Origin of the sequence: Burkholderia sp. Bp9031 (genome assembly GCF_003857965.1) — a bacterium.
Taxonomy (GTDB): Bacteria; Pseudomonadota; Gammaproteobacteria; order Burkholderiales; family Burkholderiaceae; genus Burkholderia; species Burkholderia ambifaria_A.
The window spans coordinates 1-17,053 of record NZ_QTPW01000054.1; the positions used below are offsets into that span (position 1 = coordinate 1).

General features: G+C 61.9%; 14 protein-coding genes and 2 pseudogenes. 4 read left to right on the forward strand and 12 right to left on the reverse strand.

Annotated features, from left to right (window positions below; genetic code table 11):
- From DIE15_RS37385 to DIE15_RS35215, 4 genes and pseudogenes are all read right to left on the reverse strand, one after another.
- Positions 1-191: pseudogene (locus DIE15_RS37385) on the reverse strand (hypothetical protein); the annotation flags it as partial.
- 114 nt (positions 192-305) lie between these two features.
- Positions 306-671 carry a tyrosine-type recombinase/integrase gene (locus DIE15_RS35200; protein ID WP_260428437.1) on the reverse strand — a complete coding sequence of 122 codons (366 nt, stop codon included), beginning with the start codon at positions 669-671 and terminating at the stop codon, positions 306-308.
- A gap of 1,128 nt (positions 672-1,799) precedes the next feature.
- Positions 1,800-2,193 (reverse strand): annotated as a pseudogene (locus DIE15_RS35210) (integrase).
- A gap of 153 nt (positions 2,194-2,346) precedes the next feature.
- Positions 2,347-3,645, reverse strand: coding sequence for an NAD(P)/FAD-dependent oxidoreductase (locus DIE15_RS35215; protein WP_124835733.1), 1,299 nt, complete (start codon positions 3,643-3,645; stop codon positions 2,347-2,349).
- 1,013 nt (positions 3,646-4,658) lie between these two features.
- Between DIE15_RS35215 and DIE15_RS35225 the strand changes: the two genes are divergently transcribed.
- Together DIE15_RS35225 and DIE15_RS35230 are read left to right on the forward strand one after the other, a co-directional pair.
- The gene (locus tag DIE15_RS35225) at positions 4,659-6,053 is read left to right on the forward strand and encodes a hypothetical protein (protein WP_124835734.1); all 1,395 of its coding nucleotides are present in this window, start codon (positions 4,659-4,661) and stop codon (positions 6,051-6,053) included.
- A gap of 853 nt (positions 6,054-6,906) precedes the next feature.
- Positions 6,907-7,632, forward strand: coding sequence for a type IV pili methyl-accepting chemotaxis transducer N-terminal domain-containing protein (locus DIE15_RS35230; RefSeq protein ID WP_124835735.1), 726 nt, complete (start codon positions 6,907-6,909; stop codon positions 7,630-7,632).
- Between the two features lie 404 nt (positions 7,633-8,036).
- On the opposite strand, the gene DIE15_RS35235 is transcribed toward DIE15_RS35230, so the two are convergent.
- Genes DIE15_RS35235 through DIE15_RS35250 form a run of 4 tightly spaced genes read right to left on the reverse strand, consistent with a single transcriptional unit; the run spans position 8,037 to position 11,616 of the window.
- Positions 8,037-8,939 carry a DUF6817 domain-containing protein gene (locus tag DIE15_RS35235; protein WP_124835736.1) on the reverse strand — a complete coding sequence of 301 codons (903 nt, stop codon included), beginning with the start codon at positions 8,937-8,939 and terminating at the stop codon, positions 8,037-8,039.
- 14 nt (positions 8,940-8,953) lie between these two features.
- Complete coding sequence (locus DIE15_RS35240; protein ID WP_185734606.1) at positions 8,954-9,841, reverse strand: JmjC domain-containing protein; 888 nt, start codon at positions 9,839-9,841, stop codon at positions 8,954-8,956.
- Complete coding sequence (locus DIE15_RS35245) at positions 9,838-10,746, reverse strand: hypothetical protein (RefSeq protein ID WP_057927285.1); 909 nt, start codon at positions 10,744-10,746, stop codon at positions 9,838-9,840. The genes DIE15_RS35240 and DIE15_RS35245 overlap by 4 nt, the downstream gene beginning before the upstream one ends.
- Positions 10,747-10,758: 12 nt before the next feature.
- Entirely contained in the window at positions 10,759-11,616 is an 858-nt protein-coding gene (locus DIE15_RS35250) for a 1-deoxy-D-xylulose-5-phosphate synthase N-terminal domain-containing protein (protein ID WP_082664753.1), read from the reverse strand.
- 72 nt (positions 11,617-11,688) lie between these two features.
- Here DIE15_RS35250 and DIE15_RS35255 point away from each other — a divergent pair, with 72 nt between their 5' ends.
- Complete coding sequence (locus DIE15_RS35255; protein WP_124835738.1) at positions 11,689-12,531, forward strand: glycosyltransferase family 2 protein; 843 nt, start codon at positions 11,689-11,691, stop codon at positions 12,529-12,531.
- On the opposite strand, the gene DIE15_RS35260 is transcribed toward DIE15_RS35255, so the two are convergent.
- From DIE15_RS35260 to DIE15_RS37930, 3 genes are read right to left on the reverse strand one after another with little or no spacing between them, the layout of a single operon-like run.
- Positions 12,520-13,608, reverse strand: a complete 1,089-nt coding sequence (locus tag DIE15_RS35260) for a hypothetical protein (RefSeq protein WP_124835739.1) — start codon at positions 13,606-13,608, stop codon at positions 12,520-12,522. The two genes, DIE15_RS35255 and DIE15_RS35260, sit on opposite strands and share 12 nt — an antisense overlap.
- A 15-nt stretch (positions 13,609-13,623) precedes the next feature.
- The gene (locus tag DIE15_RS35265; protein WP_124835740.1) at positions 13,624-15,282 is read right to left on the reverse strand and encodes an asparagine synthase C-terminal domain-containing protein; all 1,659 of its coding nucleotides are present in this window, start codon (positions 15,280-15,282) and stop codon (positions 13,624-13,626) included.
- A gap of 29 nt (positions 15,283-15,311) precedes the next feature.
- On the reverse strand, positions 15,312-15,647 hold the full coding sequence (locus DIE15_RS37930; protein WP_185734608.1) for a hypothetical protein: 336 nt from the start codon (positions 15,645-15,647) through the stop codon (positions 15,312-15,314).
- Positions 15,648-15,792: 145 nt separating this feature from the next.
- Between DIE15_RS37930 and DIE15_RS35275 the strand changes: the two genes are divergently transcribed.
- Positions 15,793-16,767: a glycosyltransferase gene (locus tag DIE15_RS35275; RefSeq protein WP_124835742.1), complete on the forward strand. Its 975-nt coding sequence runs from the start codon at positions 15,793-15,795 to the stop codon at positions 16,765-16,767.
- A gap of 7 nt (positions 16,768-16,774) precedes the next feature.
- Here the strand turns inward: DIE15_RS35275 and DIE15_RS35280 are convergent, their stop codons facing one another.
- On the reverse strand, positions 16,775-16,960 hold the full coding sequence (locus tag DIE15_RS35280; RefSeq protein ID WP_124835743.1) for a hypothetical protein: 186 nt from the start codon (positions 16,958-16,960) through the stop codon (positions 16,775-16,777).
- Positions 16,961-17,053: the final 93 nt, after the last annotated feature.

Here is a 17,053-nt window from a genome sequence, read left to right on the forward strand (position 1 = left end):
TCGTTGGTGGCGTTCTCGCACACACCGAGCAATTCATACATTGTCGTCATTGTGCGTCGGGATGAAAGTCGGATCGCATTGATCGTAGCATGTCGCCGCCGCGCCAATCCGTCGGGTTGAGAATTCACCACGTTCTGAACACCCTGAGTGCAGGTCAGGGGCGCTTTGGCAAATGACGAAATCTGAATCATTCTCATCGGAACGGCCGTTTGCCGACTGGAGCGGTCGCTCGAGTGTCCGAATGAGCATGCAGGCCAACGGCGCTTCATGCGCCGGCAAGCGTCCGCGCGCCGGCCCTGTTGCCGTCAGACCTCGGTCTGCCCCGCCATCTCGAGGGCATCGTCGACTTCAATGCCGAGGTAGCGCACTGTATTTTCCAGCTTGGTATGTCCGAGCAGTAGTTGCACCGTCCGAAGGTTCTTCGTTCGCCGGCAGATCAGCGAAGCCTTGGTGCGGCGCATGGTATGGGTGCCGTACGCCGTATCGTCGAGTCCGATCGATGCGATCCACCGATGGACCACTCGGGCATATTGTCGTGTCGACAGATGCGGCGACGCATGCATCCAGTGTGCCGTCTCACAGTGGAAGCAGTGGTCGCTACCCGACCCATTGCCGTCATTCAGAGCGCGGCGGAAGCAATGGCAACTTTCGAAAGTGAAGCGGTCGTCCATCGGGCAGGTGCAAGCGATGCAATAAAGACTGCCCTTGCATGGAAATTGCTGCACTCGGATGCTACGTGTCCAATACTTTCACCGATGACGGGGGAAGGAAGATTTGCGCAGTCGCCGGTTGTCGGTCAGACACGCTGTAGCCGACGTGAATACGACGACTGGGCTGCCGCAATGCCAGACGCTATCTCGCGTCGTATTTACATAGTGCATCCCTGACTTGCTCCGGGTTTTCCTTGACCCGATCCAGGGGGCGTCGTTACCTAAGGCCCGTGACGCTCGTGGGATTTTGTCGAGCCTTATCTCCGCCAAATCATGGACTTCCTTGACGACGCGCACCTGCTCGAATTAACTGAAACCGACGGGATCTCAGATCGGCAGCCCCGCCGCCGGGATCCAGAGGGGGTCTCGCAGGGTCGCGGCCCGGACGGGTTTCAGCTGTGCGAACTGACGAGTCGCATGTACGACATAAGCAATCGCCGAACGAGTTTCAGGAGATGCCATGAAAGCGATTTGCCCGCTGCACGGGCCAACGACCATCATCGGGACGAACGCGTACGGATTTCCGGTTTATGCGTGCTGCTGCAAGGACGTGCCCTATGTAACGCCTCCGGACGCATGTACGCGGGCGCCGGCGCAACGCGGGCCTGACGCGCAGCACCAACCCCAAGAACCGAAGACGAAAAAAGAAGGACACTGACGATCAAATCGCGCTGCCCGTGCGGACATTCAATCGGACGCTGCCCGGCTCGCACGTCGTCGGAGTCGGAGGCCTTCGTTTTGGGCGTGACGACCAGCGTAGTCAGCCGCCGGCCTGCCGACGGCGAAACGAAAGCAGGCACCGGGCTGCGAGCCCGATGTCGATTTTGCGATCTTTCAGTAATTTCGTTACTCGCGCAGGAAAACCGCTGTTTGTTACGGCACGCCCGATCGGATCCTGTAGTGCGGGCATCAGAGCCCGTGTGCTCTGGTTACAGGCCGCCTCTCCGTAGAGCGTCGAGGTGAACGATTACGCCTACCGTCGCTCAGTCGAACGTCCGGTTCTTGGGGCAGCCGATCGCGTGTCCTGAATGCTGCGGGGCGAACGGCCGCATGTGGCCGGCAAGCGACCGCTCGCCGGCCGCGATGCAATCAAACCTCCGTCTGCTCTGCCATCTCAAGCGCATCGTCGACTTCGATGCCGAGATAGCGAACCGTGCTTTCCAGCTTCGTATGTCCGAGCAGCAACTGCACCGCGCATCTCGAATTGCACCGGCCGCTGTGTCTTCTGCTGCATGATGGTTGCTCTGGACGCCACGCGGCTTCCCTGGCGAACGTCTTGGACCAGCAACCGCGTAAGATCACACGCTCGGAGCTTGCTATCAATCGCGAGATTGAACAGCGCGAGCTCACGAAGGTTCGATGCCATCTGAAGTCGCGTCCGGATCGACCAGATTTCTCGTAGCTTTAGCGGCGGCTTCTGCCCGGTGAGCTTGCCCTTGTTCCATGGCACGCGGGCGTCAACGACGACATTCCTGGATTCAATGACAAGCTCCTTTCAAGCGAAGGGAGATTGAGTGGGCGCCTTTTCCGACGGGCGCTATCCTACCCATTGCGGTTCGTCGCTGATGCTTTCGGCAATGTCCGATGCGCAATCGGCAAACGGCCGCTGCTGAGCGGTTCCAGGAATCCAGTCCGATCAGGTTCGAGGTGCGGGCATCTCCGGCAGCGAAATCTCGATTCCGCGGCGGTGCAGTGTCGAGAGCACGTGATACACGCCCTTAAAGCACATCACCGGGAGTGCAGCGCGCCAGCTCCCCCGGAGATTTCCTGCCAGCAGATTGACGACGCCGTCTCGCATCCACAAGCGATTGGACGGTGCCATGAAGAGCGTACGCATGACAGGATCGTTCACTCGATAGATCAGCCAACTGATCCGATCCATTGCCTCTGACAGTTCCTTGTTGGCTGCTTGCGCAAGCTTCTTTCCTCGTGCCGGATCGTCGAGCCAAACGTGGGCGGCCTCGGCGCCGAGTTCTCCGCCAGTCATCGCCATCAGTACGCCTGTCGAGAACATCGGATCAACAAATCCGTAGGCGTCGCCGATCATCAGAAAACCGTTCCCGTTGCCTTCGCGCGCGCGGTAGCTGTAATTGGCCGTGCTGTAGACGTCCGATACACGCTGTGCGCCTTGAGCGCGAGCCGCGACGGTCGGGCTCGAAGCGATGCGCTCGGACAGCAAATCGGTCGCCGTTCCCTTGCGCTCCTTCCACGCCGATTGATTGCCGACAAAGCCAATGCTCATTGTGTCATCGGGCAGCGGGATCAGCCAAAACCAGCCATCCTCCGCAAGATGAATGCTGATGTAGCCCGCCAGTTCACCTTCCCGACGCGTTACGCCAGTGAAATGCGCATAAACGGCCGCCGTGTTGTTGTACTTGTTCGAAGTCTTGACCTTCATCCGCGACGCGAGAAACGTATCACGGCCCGAAGCGTCGAGCACGTAGCGGGGATGCCATTCGCGGGTGCCGCCCGATTCGTCCTGGGCGGACACGACGTGACGTCCGCCGGCATCGTCCAGCTTGACTCCCGTGACACGAGTACGCTCGAAACACTCGGCCCCGCGCGCGACGGCGTGTCTGAACAACAAGGCATCAAGGTCCGCACGCCGTACTTGCCAGGCGTGCGTACGGTCCCGATTCAGTGCGTTTTCAAACGGAAACGCGCAGCTACGGCCCGTACGGTCCGAGACGAACTCTGCACCCGGCTTATGGACACCGATCTCTCGTACCTGATCCAGAACGCCGAGCCGCTCGAAAATGTCGAGGTTACGTGGCAGCAGGCTTTCGCCGATATGGAAGCGCGGATGCGCTTCCTTCTCCACGAGCACAACGTCGCGTCCATTCATCGCCAGGAAGGCCGCCGCAGTCGCACCAGCGGGCCCGCCGCCGATAATCAGCACGTCGGGTCGGCTCGAATCGCTTTTCGATGAGTTCATTGCACTTGCTTCCAAAAAAGGGCGTATTCATGGACCAAAGCAAAAATGCTATGGCAGACGTTGGTCAGCTTTCCCCTCGGGCACCGTCCACGTAGCCTCAAAGCACTTGAGTGCAATTTCTGCGGGCCCATTCTTTCGACTCGGATCGACACTCTCATCTTTTCCGTCATTCAACGCAAGGCCGACAGAGCGACCGTCACCGAAAAAACGCCGAGCACGAGGGAAGCACTGCGAAGCAGATATTTCGGCGTCGGAACTCCCAGGCGACCGGCGCCGAGCTACGCGCCCAGACCAACGCAAAGCAGTCCGATCGGAAACACTACGTAAGCGCTATTTCCTTCTGGGGTATGTGCCTCACCGTGCTCGCGCAGATCTTGCCCGGGCTTCCGGTCGTTGCGCGAGCTGGAAGCGCGAGTCAGACTGCTTCCCATTGCGCTGATCAGGAACAGAAATTGCGGGCAGCTCGATAGTCTGCGCGTTCGTGCAATGGACGCGCGTGCAAGCAGAAGCAGACGTTCTAAATCGACGCTCACTTTCCCTCGACGGCCAGGCTATAACCTGGCGCCCCTCCAGCACGGTTTGCAGCCGGTCTATGTCGTTCGAAAGCTGACGGTCGATGAGGCGTAGCGTAGGCGTGGACATGGTCTTGGTGGTTGGGACAACGCATGTGACAACGATTGTCGACCATCAAAGCGCCGATGTCGAATGAGCGCAACTGGCCGCTGCCGCCGAAGCGGACGACGGAGTTACCTCCGTCGAATCAGCAGGTTCCACCGTACAACGGTCATTCGTTCCTGCGAGTCCCTTGGCGCGTCGATCAGCCTTTGCGGACGGCCGTAACTGCAGGGTATTGACGATGAATGCCCGCTTTCAATCGTCGAAAAACACTGTAAAGCCCAAAGGTCGGTATGGTGGGATTTGGCTTGACCACGTGCCGCCCCAAAAACGTGACTACGCACCGTGAAAGTGATACTTTACAGCGACCAATCCGCATATCACCGGGACAATTAGCCATGACCATCCTGGACGAAAGCAAAAAATCGCGCGCACTTCGAGAGCTTGAAAGTTTTCGATCGGCCGCCGCCAACCCGGAGACAGGCAAGACGCCTGTTCAAGAATGTCTTATATTGGATCAAAATCGAAAGCAGGTCATCGACCAGCTATTGTTACCAGTGCTCGGTCAATTTCTCAGCGGATCTACGGATCTTGGCACTTTTAAGACAGAAGTCGATCGTATCAACAAGCGCCACGAATTGTGGGGCTTTAAGGGCATAAAGGGGCAGATGTTTTTCAATCTGCTTTACAATACATGTGCTGATGTCGATGAACTAACTGCGGAACTTAAATCTGCTATAGAGTTACCTTCTGACGAAGTTGTAGCAAGGAGTCGAATTCGGAATTTCGCGAGCTACGTTCGGCGGTCTGGCGAAGAACACGTTGCAAACGGAGGCGGCAAGCATTCGCGGCCAAAGCCCTCAAGTATCCCCTTCTTTCTTAGCTACTTTTGGCAGATTCAAGCCCCTGACCAGTGGCCCGTGTATTACACGAACAGCGTACAAATACTATCCGACCTGAACCTTTACCAACCGACGGAAGACTTGGCCGACGCCTATATAGGTTACGTTCATCTTGACGCTGAAATTCGCGACCTGTTTCGGCAGCAACTTGGGCAACCTGTCACGCTCTACGACGTTGAACATGTGTGGTGGTACGCGAAGAAGCCCGCTGTGGTGTCGGTCGCTGCCGCAACGATCACGGGTGTCACGAAACAAGAACCCGAATCGAAACTCGTCGTTGATGGAATAGCTTCGCCGTTGCAGCTACCCGACAGCTATGTCCCTCCGATTATCAGCATCATTCCCCTGCTAGCCAACAATGACCCGTCATTAGAAGCTCTGGCAAAGGCCGCTGGTACCAGTATTTCTCGTGCGTTCGAGAAAAGTGTGCATGCGGCTTTCACCATTCTCGGTTATGACACGCAGCTTCAAGGGCAAGGACAAGGTCGTATTCAGGACGGTCTGGCAATCTCGGCAGACCACTCGTACGCGATTCTTTGGGATGCGAAGGCAAGGCAGAATGGCTACAAGATGGGCACAGACGACCGGACTATTCGCGAATACATAACGACGCAAAGCAGAGAGTTGAAAAGGCGCCGACATCTGCGAAATCTTTACTATGTTTTGGTATCCAGTTCTTTCCAAGATGACTTCGATGATCTGATCCGCAGTCTCAAAATGGAGACTGACATCAGTGAGGTCTGTCTTGTTGAAGCCGACGCGTTTGTCACCATGATCGATGCGAAACTACGTGATCCCAATCTTTTGACCTTGGGGCCCGACGGGATGCAGCGATTATTTTGCAAAAGTGGTCTGCTTACCAGTGAGGACGTCAGAGAAGAGCTCGGCTAGACTGACCCCCGATTCTGATCAGAAGGCTGGCAAACGGGACGTTTGTCGATCGAATTGATGGAGTACGGCGAACGACAGGAAAGACCGACGACAGGGCGACGAGGAAAGTGGATTGAACGTTCCTAAACAAGGCGGAGCGACCGTTTGAATGTCCGCCGCGGTATGCAATCGACCGGCAGTTCATGGCCGACAGCACGCATCCGCTGGCAGTGACGCGCACACCCATCAGCCGGCCGTGGTGCTCCAGATGTCCCGAAAGCGACCTCGACGCGCGCTAACCCGACCGCAAATGTCTCGGCAATAACTTGCAGAGATCCCCCTTTCTTCATGCCGGCAAATTAAAGCGCGCGACAACCGGTGTGCAATCGTGGTGCAGCACACCATTGAATTGCACCATCTCCATTCTTGCTGCACCGCACGCAACACGCGTGACTCGCCTTCATTTCACTTCGGCGCCAATCGATTTTCAACCGCCGCTCCCCAGAGCCGGCAATGAAATGGCGTACGCTTGCCCGATGCGCTAACGGCGGCATGGCTTTGCGCAATGCAGACATGTCGAGTCGCGAGCGCCGGCCGATCTGCGGGCACGGGGCAGCACGAATTGGCACAGGTATTGCGTTGGATCCGATACTGGCCAACGGCGGCCTTTGCGTTTTACCAGTTTTCCCTACGCTCTCACGAGCGGATGCGGGGCAATGGCGTCCGGGAGCGACTCTTGCGCTGATCGGCCGATCGGTTCGTGCGTGCGTCGCTCCGGGATTTTTTTGTCTCGTTGACAGAGGGAGCCGGGATGCGCGCAGGGCTCCCATGCGGTTCGACACATCGGCAATCTCCGCCCTACACCTTCCAACACATGAAACGACAGACGCATACGACTCACGCCCCGGTCTCGGCGCAAGCGATCGGCGAGCTCATCAATTTGGCCGGCCGGCAGCGGATGCTGTCGCAACGTATCGTGCTGCACGTGCTGCTCGCTTCGCACGGAGACGATGCCGCACTGGACGTCGCGAAGCAAAGTGCGGCCATGTTCGCGAATGCACACGCCGATCTGGTCGATGGCAACGAGCAGTTACCTGGCGTGTTCTCCAGCGCGCTGAGGCAACTCTATTTCGGCACCCCGCGCGCAGACGAGCATGTCCGGCACTTCATCGCGCACACGGCCAAAGTGCTCGCGAGTCTCGAATCGGGCAGCGCTGCCACCGACGAACAGGTCGACGCGCTCGTTAGGCAGGCCACTCCGTTGCTCGAACTGCTGCAGCAGATTACGCTCGCGTATCAGAACGAAATACGCGGCATCGAGGCCGAGGCGCTCAAACGTCAGGCGAGCATCGCCGAACAATTGGGCAGCATCTCAATGCAAGCCAACATCGTCGCGCTGAATGCGCGCATCGCCGCCGCGCGCGCGGGCTCGTATGGTCGCGAGTTCGCGGTCATCACGACAGTCCTTGCCGACATCATCAAGGAGATGGATCAGCTGATGTTCAGCGTCATCGGCTCGCGCGGCCCGGCCGAAGCGTCACCCGGGCGTAGCGCCATGGCACATGGCCCGCGCGCAGGTGTCGGCGCTGCACTTCGATAGCCTCAACAAGTTGAGAGAACCCTCCTTATCACAATAGCGCTATCGCGTCATGAAACTCGATGCGGACGAAATGCTGCCGTCTCCTTTCGGGTATGAGCTATGTCGCTATGACCGCCGGGCTATCTCGGTCGCCTCTTCCTTGCGTGCATTCGCACCGCTGCGCGGCGACCCTTACTCTCAAGCAATATGGTCGTCCGCTCGTAGGCGCCCGCCTTCGCGCCCGGATCTGGCCAATTCAGCTATCCCTCGTCACCCAGCCAGCATCAGTCGTTAAGAACGTGAGGTGGCGGAAGCGATATTCGACTGGCTAGATGAGCATATAGCGGGGATCGAATTGTTTGTTTGCAGCAAGTCTCTCCGATGACTGGCCGCACGTGAACCCATACGAATCGATATGTGCGGGCTCATTGACGAATACGGCTCAGGATCTGCCGATAGATATCGGGCATATTCCGGTTCGTTGCGCGAGCAGCCATCGCGAGCTGCTCGCCCAGAAACCGCCACCCTTGAGCCGGAACCCGTGCATCCCATGGGGCGCCCCAGCCATCCAGATTGGCGATTCCCGTCGAGGCCTCCACGTAGCCGGCATGAAAGTCACCGATCTGAAGCCGCAAGGCGGCCAGCAGGAACCTCGGCTCCGCGCATTCGGGCACGAGTTGAATGCAGGCCCTGAGCGCTTGCGGCGCGTGGCTGGAGGGAGCGGCGAGCGCCTGCTCATACAGCGTGGACAGCCGGCGCTCCTGTACGTCGCTGACGGCAGGCGCACGAATGAACGATCGTGGCACGAAACCGATGCTGCGAAATCCTTCGCACACGCAGGAAAGCCACAGCCTGTCGACCCGGAACAGGCTTCTGCGCTGCTCGGCTTCGTTGGCGAGATCGATCAGCCGCAATGCCCGGCACTGCGCGACCGACACACGCATTTCACTGTCGCCCGCGTGCGTCCGTATGCGTAAAGGCCTGCGCACCGGCTCGACGTCGAGGCGTACGGACATCCGACGAAGGCTGCCACGATCGAGAACGCAAAATGCATGTGCGAGCGCTTCGACACGTTGGCCGACCACCATCGCAACCCGGACGCGTTCGCCCGGCGCCACGACACGATGACGGAAGTACTGGGTCGAGTAGATGCTGTGAATCAGACCGGCCAGACGGATGTCAGGATCGGTGCCCCACCCCGACAGCACCTCATAGGTCCCCAGCAGGTGATCCCAGAGCGTCGAGCCGGAATGCGCAATGCGCATCGCATCCGCGACGAGGGCCAGCGTGGCGTTCAGACGATCTGGATCGATTGGAGCGTCGCGCATCGCAGGCCACTCGCTCAGGTAGGTTCGGCCTCGTCCGCGACGCTTGCGAGCCGCGACGCGATGCGCTTGCCGTCGAGCGATGCCAGCGTGTCTCGCAGCGCGGCGATACAGGCTGCGATATGCGGTTCCAGCTCGGCAGCGCCGGCACGGTTCGCGCCCGTCACGAACGGCCGCATGGCGTCGGGCATGCCTGCCAGCGACGCTTTCAGCGCATCGACCAGGACGTCGCCGACAGTCGCGCCGCTGTGGTTGAATGCCATGTTCAGCGCGAGCGATCCGCCGCCGCCCGCCCGCGCCTTGTGCCACACGCCGGGCGGCAGGCAGAGCAGGTCGCCCGGATATAACGTGACCTTTCGGATTGTCTGCCGCGCAACGGCTCGACGCACGGCGGCCATGTCGGTGCGCGCCGAATTCTCCGTCGGAAACATCGTATGAGGCGACGTGGCGTACCACCAGGTCTTCTCCCCATCGAGTTGCAACGTGGTGGCGGTCCTCGCGTCGTAATGAAAGTCGAAGCCCGAGGACGGCGGCGAAAGATACGCGCGGAAATCGACCCGCCCGGCGAAGCCGATTTCCCGCCGGACGTTGCGGGCCGCCGTCCGCAGCGAACGATGCGCGAGCTGCATGTCTGTCACGCAGATGGTGGCGCCAGCCTCGTACATCTCCCGGATATCGGCGGGGTCGATGGTCGCCTGCTTCAAGCCTCCGAACACGCAGCGAATCTCTGTGACCTTGTCCAATCCGAAGATCATGCGTGAAGGTTTCATCAGGAAATCGAACTTTCCCGGTTGCCCGCGAATCAGGAGCGGGCGCTTGCCGAACGACTCGCGCACGAACGCATCGATCGATATCGGATCGAGAATTTTCGCGAGGGTCCCGCGTGGGTTCGCTTGTGCTTTCACGTCATGTATTCCTTGATTCGGCGCACGAGAGCACCGGTGTCCAGGCCATGCGCGCGTCTCAGGTCGGCGATCGCGCCCGATTCGCCATACCATCCCGACGGCCACGACAGCGCGCGAACGGTCACGCCCGGCGGTGCGATCCTGCGAACGGTGTCGGCCAGGCCGCCGGCCGGTCCATGGTCTTCGAGGACCACGATGCCCCGCAGGCGCGGCTGGCTCGCGATCCATTGGGCGAGCACGGCTTCGCAGACATGCGCGATGTGCCGCCACGGAATCGGCACACCGTCGGCCGTTAACGCCTGCTCGGCCTCCTGCGCCCAGTGCGATGCGTATCCGCAGGACAGCAGCACGGTCTCGCCGACCACACCGTTACCCCGGACGACACCCGCCGGCAATCGCAGGTCGCCGACCGGCTCCCGGCTCGTTCTCACATAGGCCGGCCGCGGCGAATCGACCAGTGACCCGACGATCAGTTCGATGTCGGCGGCATCCGCGGGGGCCCAGAGATCCACGCCGCCGATCGATGCGAGGACACCGAGGTCCGACAGGCTGGCATGGCTCGCGCCATTGGTGCCGCTCGCCGCGCCCGCGTGCGAGCCGATCATCACGACGGGCAGCCCTTGCGACGCGACGCAGGTGCGGATCTGATCCGCGGCCCGATGGCACAGGAATGCGCTGAACGAGAACACCCAGGGCCATTGCCCGCTCGCGGCCAGCCCGGCCGCGACACCGATGAGCGCCTGTTCCGCGATGCCTGCCTGAACGAAGCGGGAGAACACCGGCCGCCCCAGCGCATCGTACAAGCCGTAGGAATCGCCCAGGTCGCCGTCGAGCACCCAGAGACGGTCGCTCTGTTCCGCCCTCCTTCGCAGCGCGTCGACAATCGAGATCGCCAGTCGTTTCATGCGGCAAGCCTCTCATCGATCCAGAGCGTGGCCGAAGCCCGCGATGCGCGCCCACTCGTCCCCGGACAATTGGGTGCAGTGACGACGAAACCGATCGAGCTGGAGTTCGAGGCCGTGGCCTTTGACGGTGCGCGCCAGCAGGACGGTCGGCCCATGCCGGGGCCCGTCGGCATGGGCATGCACGAAGTCGACCAATGCGTCGATGTCGTGCCCGTCGACCTCGTCGGCGCGCCAGCCGAATGCGCGCCACTTGGCAAGGGCGTCGGGCAAGGGGGTGGAATCCAGTCGCGCGTCGTGCGCCCAGCCGCATTCCTGCTCCCCGTTGAGATCCACGATCACGTGCAGATTCGGCACGCCGTAGCGGGCCGCCAGCATCACCGCTTCCCATACCATGCCTTCCTGGCATTCCCCATCGCCCAGCACCACCCACACGTGGCGCGCGTCGCGCGCGAGCGCCATGCCCAGTCCGACGGCGACGCCCTGCCCAAGCGCACCCGACGAAAAGTCAATGCAGGCCAGCCGCGTACGATCGGGATGACCCTGCAACGGGGAGCCGGCGGTACCGAACCTGCCGAGTGGCCCCAGGTCGACGCCGGCCTGCTGCAACACCGCGTATAGCGCCATGCTCGCATGGCCTTTCGATAGCAACAGGGCGTCGCCTGTCGCATCGAGCGCGGACATTGCACGCACGGCGAACAGCGCGAGCAGGATGTCGACGCAGCTCAAGGTGCCGCCCAGGTGGCCGCCGCCGTTGGCGCGCAATCCCGCCAATATCGCATCCCGCACCCGCGGTGCTACACTGGGATTGGCCAGTTCTGGCCGCACCAGCTGTCTGTCGGACGTCGCGCGCTTGCCGGTAGTGTTATTCATCTCGGATGCGATTCCCTTTGCCGGATGGGGATCGATACTGCCCTGACATTAGGATTCTCAAGGAAAGCCAACATGTCAACTCTCGAGCCGCTCAGCCTGGATATCGTCGTCACCTGGAGAGGGCGGCACGAGCTGCGACAGGCGCTTCCCTCCTTGTGCCAACTCGCCGCCCGGCATGACGGCGGCGTCACCGTGGTCAACTACGGCGGAGACGCCGACCAACTGCGCGACCTGATGGCCGAACACGCGGCGAACGTCCAGGTGGTGCACGTGGACGAATCCGGCTGGTTCAACAAGGCCCGCGCCCAGAATATCGGCGCCGCGCATACACGTCGTCCGCTCCTGTTCTTCTGCGATTGCGACATCGTCATTCCGGACGGGCAACTCGACGCGCTGGTCCGGCAGCTGCAAGCCAATCCCGACACCTTCGGAACTGTCGCGGGCGTGACGGAGACCGTGCGCAACGCGCGCAAGGCCGGTCAGGTCGCGATGTTCGGCTATCAACTGAAGCTGCGGCTTGCCAACGGACGTGCGCTCGAGATCATCGACAACGAAGAGGATGCAGCGGACGGCACACGCCAGGCGCCCGGCTTGCTGATGGTGCGTCGCGCTGGCTTCGAATGCATTGGCGGCTACAACGGATACCTGGTGGGCTGGGGCTGGGAGGACCAGGACATGATCGCGCGGCTGACGCTGAGCGCCGGGCTCACGCGGCGCCAGAGCGGTGCCGTGCTGCATGTGTCCCACGACGACAACGCGCGCATTCGTCACTATCCACCCGTTCAGGATCGTTGGGAAAGCCGCGACCGCATGTTCCGGCAAGCCCTGGCCAACTACGATCGCGGGGATTGGCTCGGGACCTATGAGGAAGACGCCTTGCGCTCGACGACGCGCAGCCCGGTGTCAGCCAGCTGAGGCCTCCATCGCATCGATAATCGTGCGCAAGCGCACCAGCAACGCGACTTGTTCGTCCAGCGCGTCGGCCCGCCACGTGGCAATCGCCGCCGGCAAGCGGATATCGAGCGCGCGTTCCGCATCGTCGAGCGAGCGGGTCAATACATAGCGCCCGTCCTCGACGGTCACGCCGTCGTGCAACGCATACGATCCGTTCAATTGCTCGGCCTGCTCGGGCGTCATGCCGGGTGGCAGCGCGAGATGGAGGCCGGCGGCGTCCGCACGCACCGGATAGCCGCCGGGCCGTCCGTGCAGACCGGGCGCATGCCCCTGCCATGCGTCGGCACGACCTGACAGTGCACGCAGCATCGGCGCGGCGAGCGCGCCCGTTAGGCTGTTCAGCGTGGCGTCGGCGGGCAGGCGCTCGGGCGTGATCAATGCAGCGGCTTCATGTTCCGGCAGACGGCGGCCGTCCAGCCATACCGCCGGCGCGGGCAGTCTGTCCCATGCGCCGCGTATCATCGCGCCGACGTGCGCGTGATGCGCGAGCAACGAGAGAGGCGCGTGATCGGTGCGAATGCGCAACATCGACGCGACGATGGCGATATTGCCGATCCCTCCCGCGACCGGAATGCCGCGCCTGGTCAGCACGTGATTGGTCAGGTCCGGATAGCAGCCGTTCAACAGATGGGCGCCGGGATGCGCAGCCGTCGCTGCCCGCATGACCCGGTCCGCGAGCGCTGCCTGCAACGGCAGCGTGCAGCCGTAGCCCAACCGCGCGACGAGTTTTTGCCATCCGCGCGTCATCGCCCACGGCGATTGCATCGACGCCAGGGTCAACACGATGCGCGGCCGATATGCGTCGAACAAGCGCGCCAATGATGCGGACGAGTAGTCACATGCGACGGGAGTCACGACAATGCGGCCCGTGCTTTGGCCGCCGAGCGCATTGGCGAGCGTCGCCATGTGATGCACGGCCGTCTCGTTGCGCGCCGCCACAATCACGTCCATCGGCGTGTCGCCGCATCCGGCAAGACTCATCAACACCGCGTGAGCCAGCGAGCCGGAGCCCACCATGATCAGATCGACGTCGCGCATGACCGAATCACTCTCCTACCTCGATGTCGAATGGCGATTGATCCAGCCACATAGAACCAGGATCGCCCATAGCTGTTCGTGCCACCGGCCGTCGTCGTCGAGATGGTCATAGGCGCGCAGCCTCGACAGCAAGGTGGTCCGGAATCGCGTGGTCAGCGGCGCGATTCTCCACAGGTCGGAGTCGGCGACCTCATCGAGGACGCGCGTGCGAAACCGCAAGTCCAGCAGCCAATGCGCGATCGGTGCGAGCAGGACTTGCCGCTTGCGCATCACGATCTCCGGCGGCAGGTAGCGGGCGGCGACCTGCCGCAACAGGCGCTTGGCCCACCAGGCATCCGCCTCGTACCAGTAGCTCAGGCCGGGATCGATCGCTGACGCCCAGCCGTAGACATCCTCGCACAGGAACGGGAAATCGAGGTGCGTGCCGTGCATGAGCGCATTGTCCGCGAGCGCCGGCAGCAGGAGCTCGCCGATCCGGAACACATACTCGTGTGCGGACATCGCCTCCGTCGGCAGCGCCTGGGGCTTGACCGCGAGCAACTGCCGATAGAACACGACGTCGTCCGCGAGCAACGCGTCGACGACCTTCGGATCCCGGCTCAGGCGCCGCATCTCGTCGAGGGAAAAGAATTCCGCGATGCCGAGGAACAACACATCGTCGAGACCGAGCAGGCGTGCGGTCGGCAGGTTGTACAAACCGGGAAGGTCGACGCCGAGCCGGCGCTGATGATGCATCTGGGCCGCGAGACACGTCAGGGGCTTGTGGTAGCCACCGAAGCATTCGTCCGCGCCCAGGCCGGAGACCGCAACGGCGTGTCCATCCGCGACGGTCGCCTCGATCAGCGCCGCATGGGTCACGGCGGCGGGCGCCGTCAGCGGAAACGGGGCGGCCAGCACGCGATCCAGCAGTTGCCGGGCGTGATCGACGTCAAGATGGACGATCCGGTGGCGGATGCCGGTGATGCGCGCCACCACGGCCGCGTAGTCGGTTTCGTTGAGACCGTAGTCGTCGTCGAAGGCGATCGTATAGCCGGTGACAGCATGGCGCTCGCGCAGGAGCGCAGCAAGCAATCCCGAGTCGACGCCGCCGGAGAGGAACAGCGCGATGCCGCGCGCCGCGTCGGCGACGTGATCGACGGACGCGCGAAGACGCGACAGCGCCTCTTCCTGAACGCAGGACGGATCGTGCGATACCGGAGCGACTTGAAGGGGCCACGCGAAACGCCGGACGACGGGCGGCGCCCCCGGCGCGCATATCAGTGCCTCGCCGACCTGCAGCGCCTGAATGCCATGCAGCAGCGCATGCCCCGACCGCGGCCGGCCTCGCCATAGCAAATGCAGCAGCGAGCCGACGTCGAGTTCGCACTTGATCCCGAGCGTCCGGAGCAGCCGCAGCGGATCCTGATCCCATTCGATCCTGTCGCCCTCGACCCGAAAATAGAGCGGGCGACGCGCGCGCAACCCGCGCCGGATGATCAGCGCGTCGTGATCGTCACGCGAGACGTCGAGGTCTTCGTCGTCCTGCGATGTCGCCCCCCAAGCGATGCGTTCGTCACGCGGGTCGAGGCGCCAGTCAGGCCCGTCAGGCTGCCCGCAGCCGATCGGCGCCGTGTCCCGCGCACGTGCACGCAGCACGGCGTAGCCCGCGTCGGTTAGCGCCGCAGCGCCTCGCATCGACAAGATGTGCTTGCGCGCGCGATGGGTCAGACCTTGGCTTTCGCGGAACGCTTCTTCGCGGGGGGTTTCTTCACGGCTGTCTTTTTCGCAGCTGTCTTTTTCGCGGTTACCTTTTTCGCAGCGGTCTTGATGCGTTGCTCAGCGGGCCGGATGATGATGCCGCCCTTCGTGTCGCCGTCGGCGCGCCGGATCGATCCGCCTTTCGTGTCGCCGCCATCCAGCGTGATTTCATAGCGCCGCTTGTAGAGCTGTTCAAGCGCGTCGAGATCGATGGAAATGGTCAGTGCCTTTTTGCCGCGCTTGGCGGCGGGACTGGTGGATTTAACGGCGGAAACTTTGTTGGATTTCTTTGTAGTTGCCACGTCTGCTCCTTTCCATGACGATGTGGAGGGAATCCCCGTCAACACACGACGCGCCGCAATGTCACGGTAATCGTTGCATGGTGACTGCGTGCAACGATTATAGGAGATATAACTTGAAATTCCGTTATTTCGCATATCTCAAGCAATGCTGACCGCCTGCCTGATCGTCCATAACGAAGCGAGCGTATTGGCGAGATGCCTGACGTCCCTGATGCCATGGGTCGATGCATGCTGCGTCGTCGATAGCGGCTCCACCGACGAGACAGTCGATCTCGCGCGGCAATTCGGTGCCAGGGTGCAAGTGATGCCGGCGCTCGCGGACGCGCACGGCAGATTGATCGACTTTGCCGCGGCGCGCAATGCGGCGCTGGCGATGGTGCGCGACGGCTGGATCCTGTCGATCGATGCGGACGAGGTGCTGGCGATACACGATCTTGCCGAGTGGCGTCGCTTGATCGGCATGCGCGATCTGCAGGCGATCGAGCTGGCGATCCTGTCGGGCGGCACGCGCTGGTATGTGCCGAGAGTGTTCCGGAAGCGATCGTGGTCGACGTGGCACGGGCGGGTGCACGAATGGATCGCCTTGCGGGAGCCGACGTGCCGGACGGACTGCGCCACGCTGACCAACCAGCCGGACAAGACGGGCAAGGAATCGGCGATCGAGCGTGATCTGCGTCTTTGCGCGGCGGCACTGCGCGACGATCCCGACGATTTGCGGGCAGTGTTCTATCACGCGCGCGCCCTCCGGCTCGCCAAGCGCCATGCCGAGGCCATTCCCCTCTATGTGCGCTATTGGCGGCAGGCTGAATTCCAGGGCGGGCGCTACGCTGCCGTGTTGGGCGCCGCCACCTGCGCGCTGTTGATGCGCGAACTCGAGGCGTCCCGCCGCTATGCGATGGCCGCGTATCGCCTCGATCCCAAGCTTGCCGAGGCGTGCTGCGTGCTGGGCGATGTCGCACTCGGCATGGGGCGCGCCGACCTCGCCATTGCGTGGTTCGAAAAAGCGCTGAACAAGCGCCTCCCGGGAATCGCGCAGGCGCTGTTCGTCGACGAGAGCTGTTACGGGCCCTATCCGCGCGAGCGTCTGCGCTGGATCCACGAGCGGATGCAGGCGCAGTAGCGTGCGTTCACGCCAGCACGATATCGAGTCGCCCGGCCAATTCAATCCACGCATCGAAGATCGTTTGACGCCAACACTCGGCCCAGAGAGATGGCCTCGCAAACTCGGACAGTCGGATAAGTGGAACGGCCGGGGCTGAGCCTGCGATAAAGCGGCGGAACGAAAATTCATGACAAGCAGGTAAATCTTTCATGTCTCGGTTCCACCCACCCAGATTGCGAGTGCCAGCTCCTTGCTAGAAGCGGTATTCCTCGCCTATAAATGGACAACATTCCTCGAACACTTT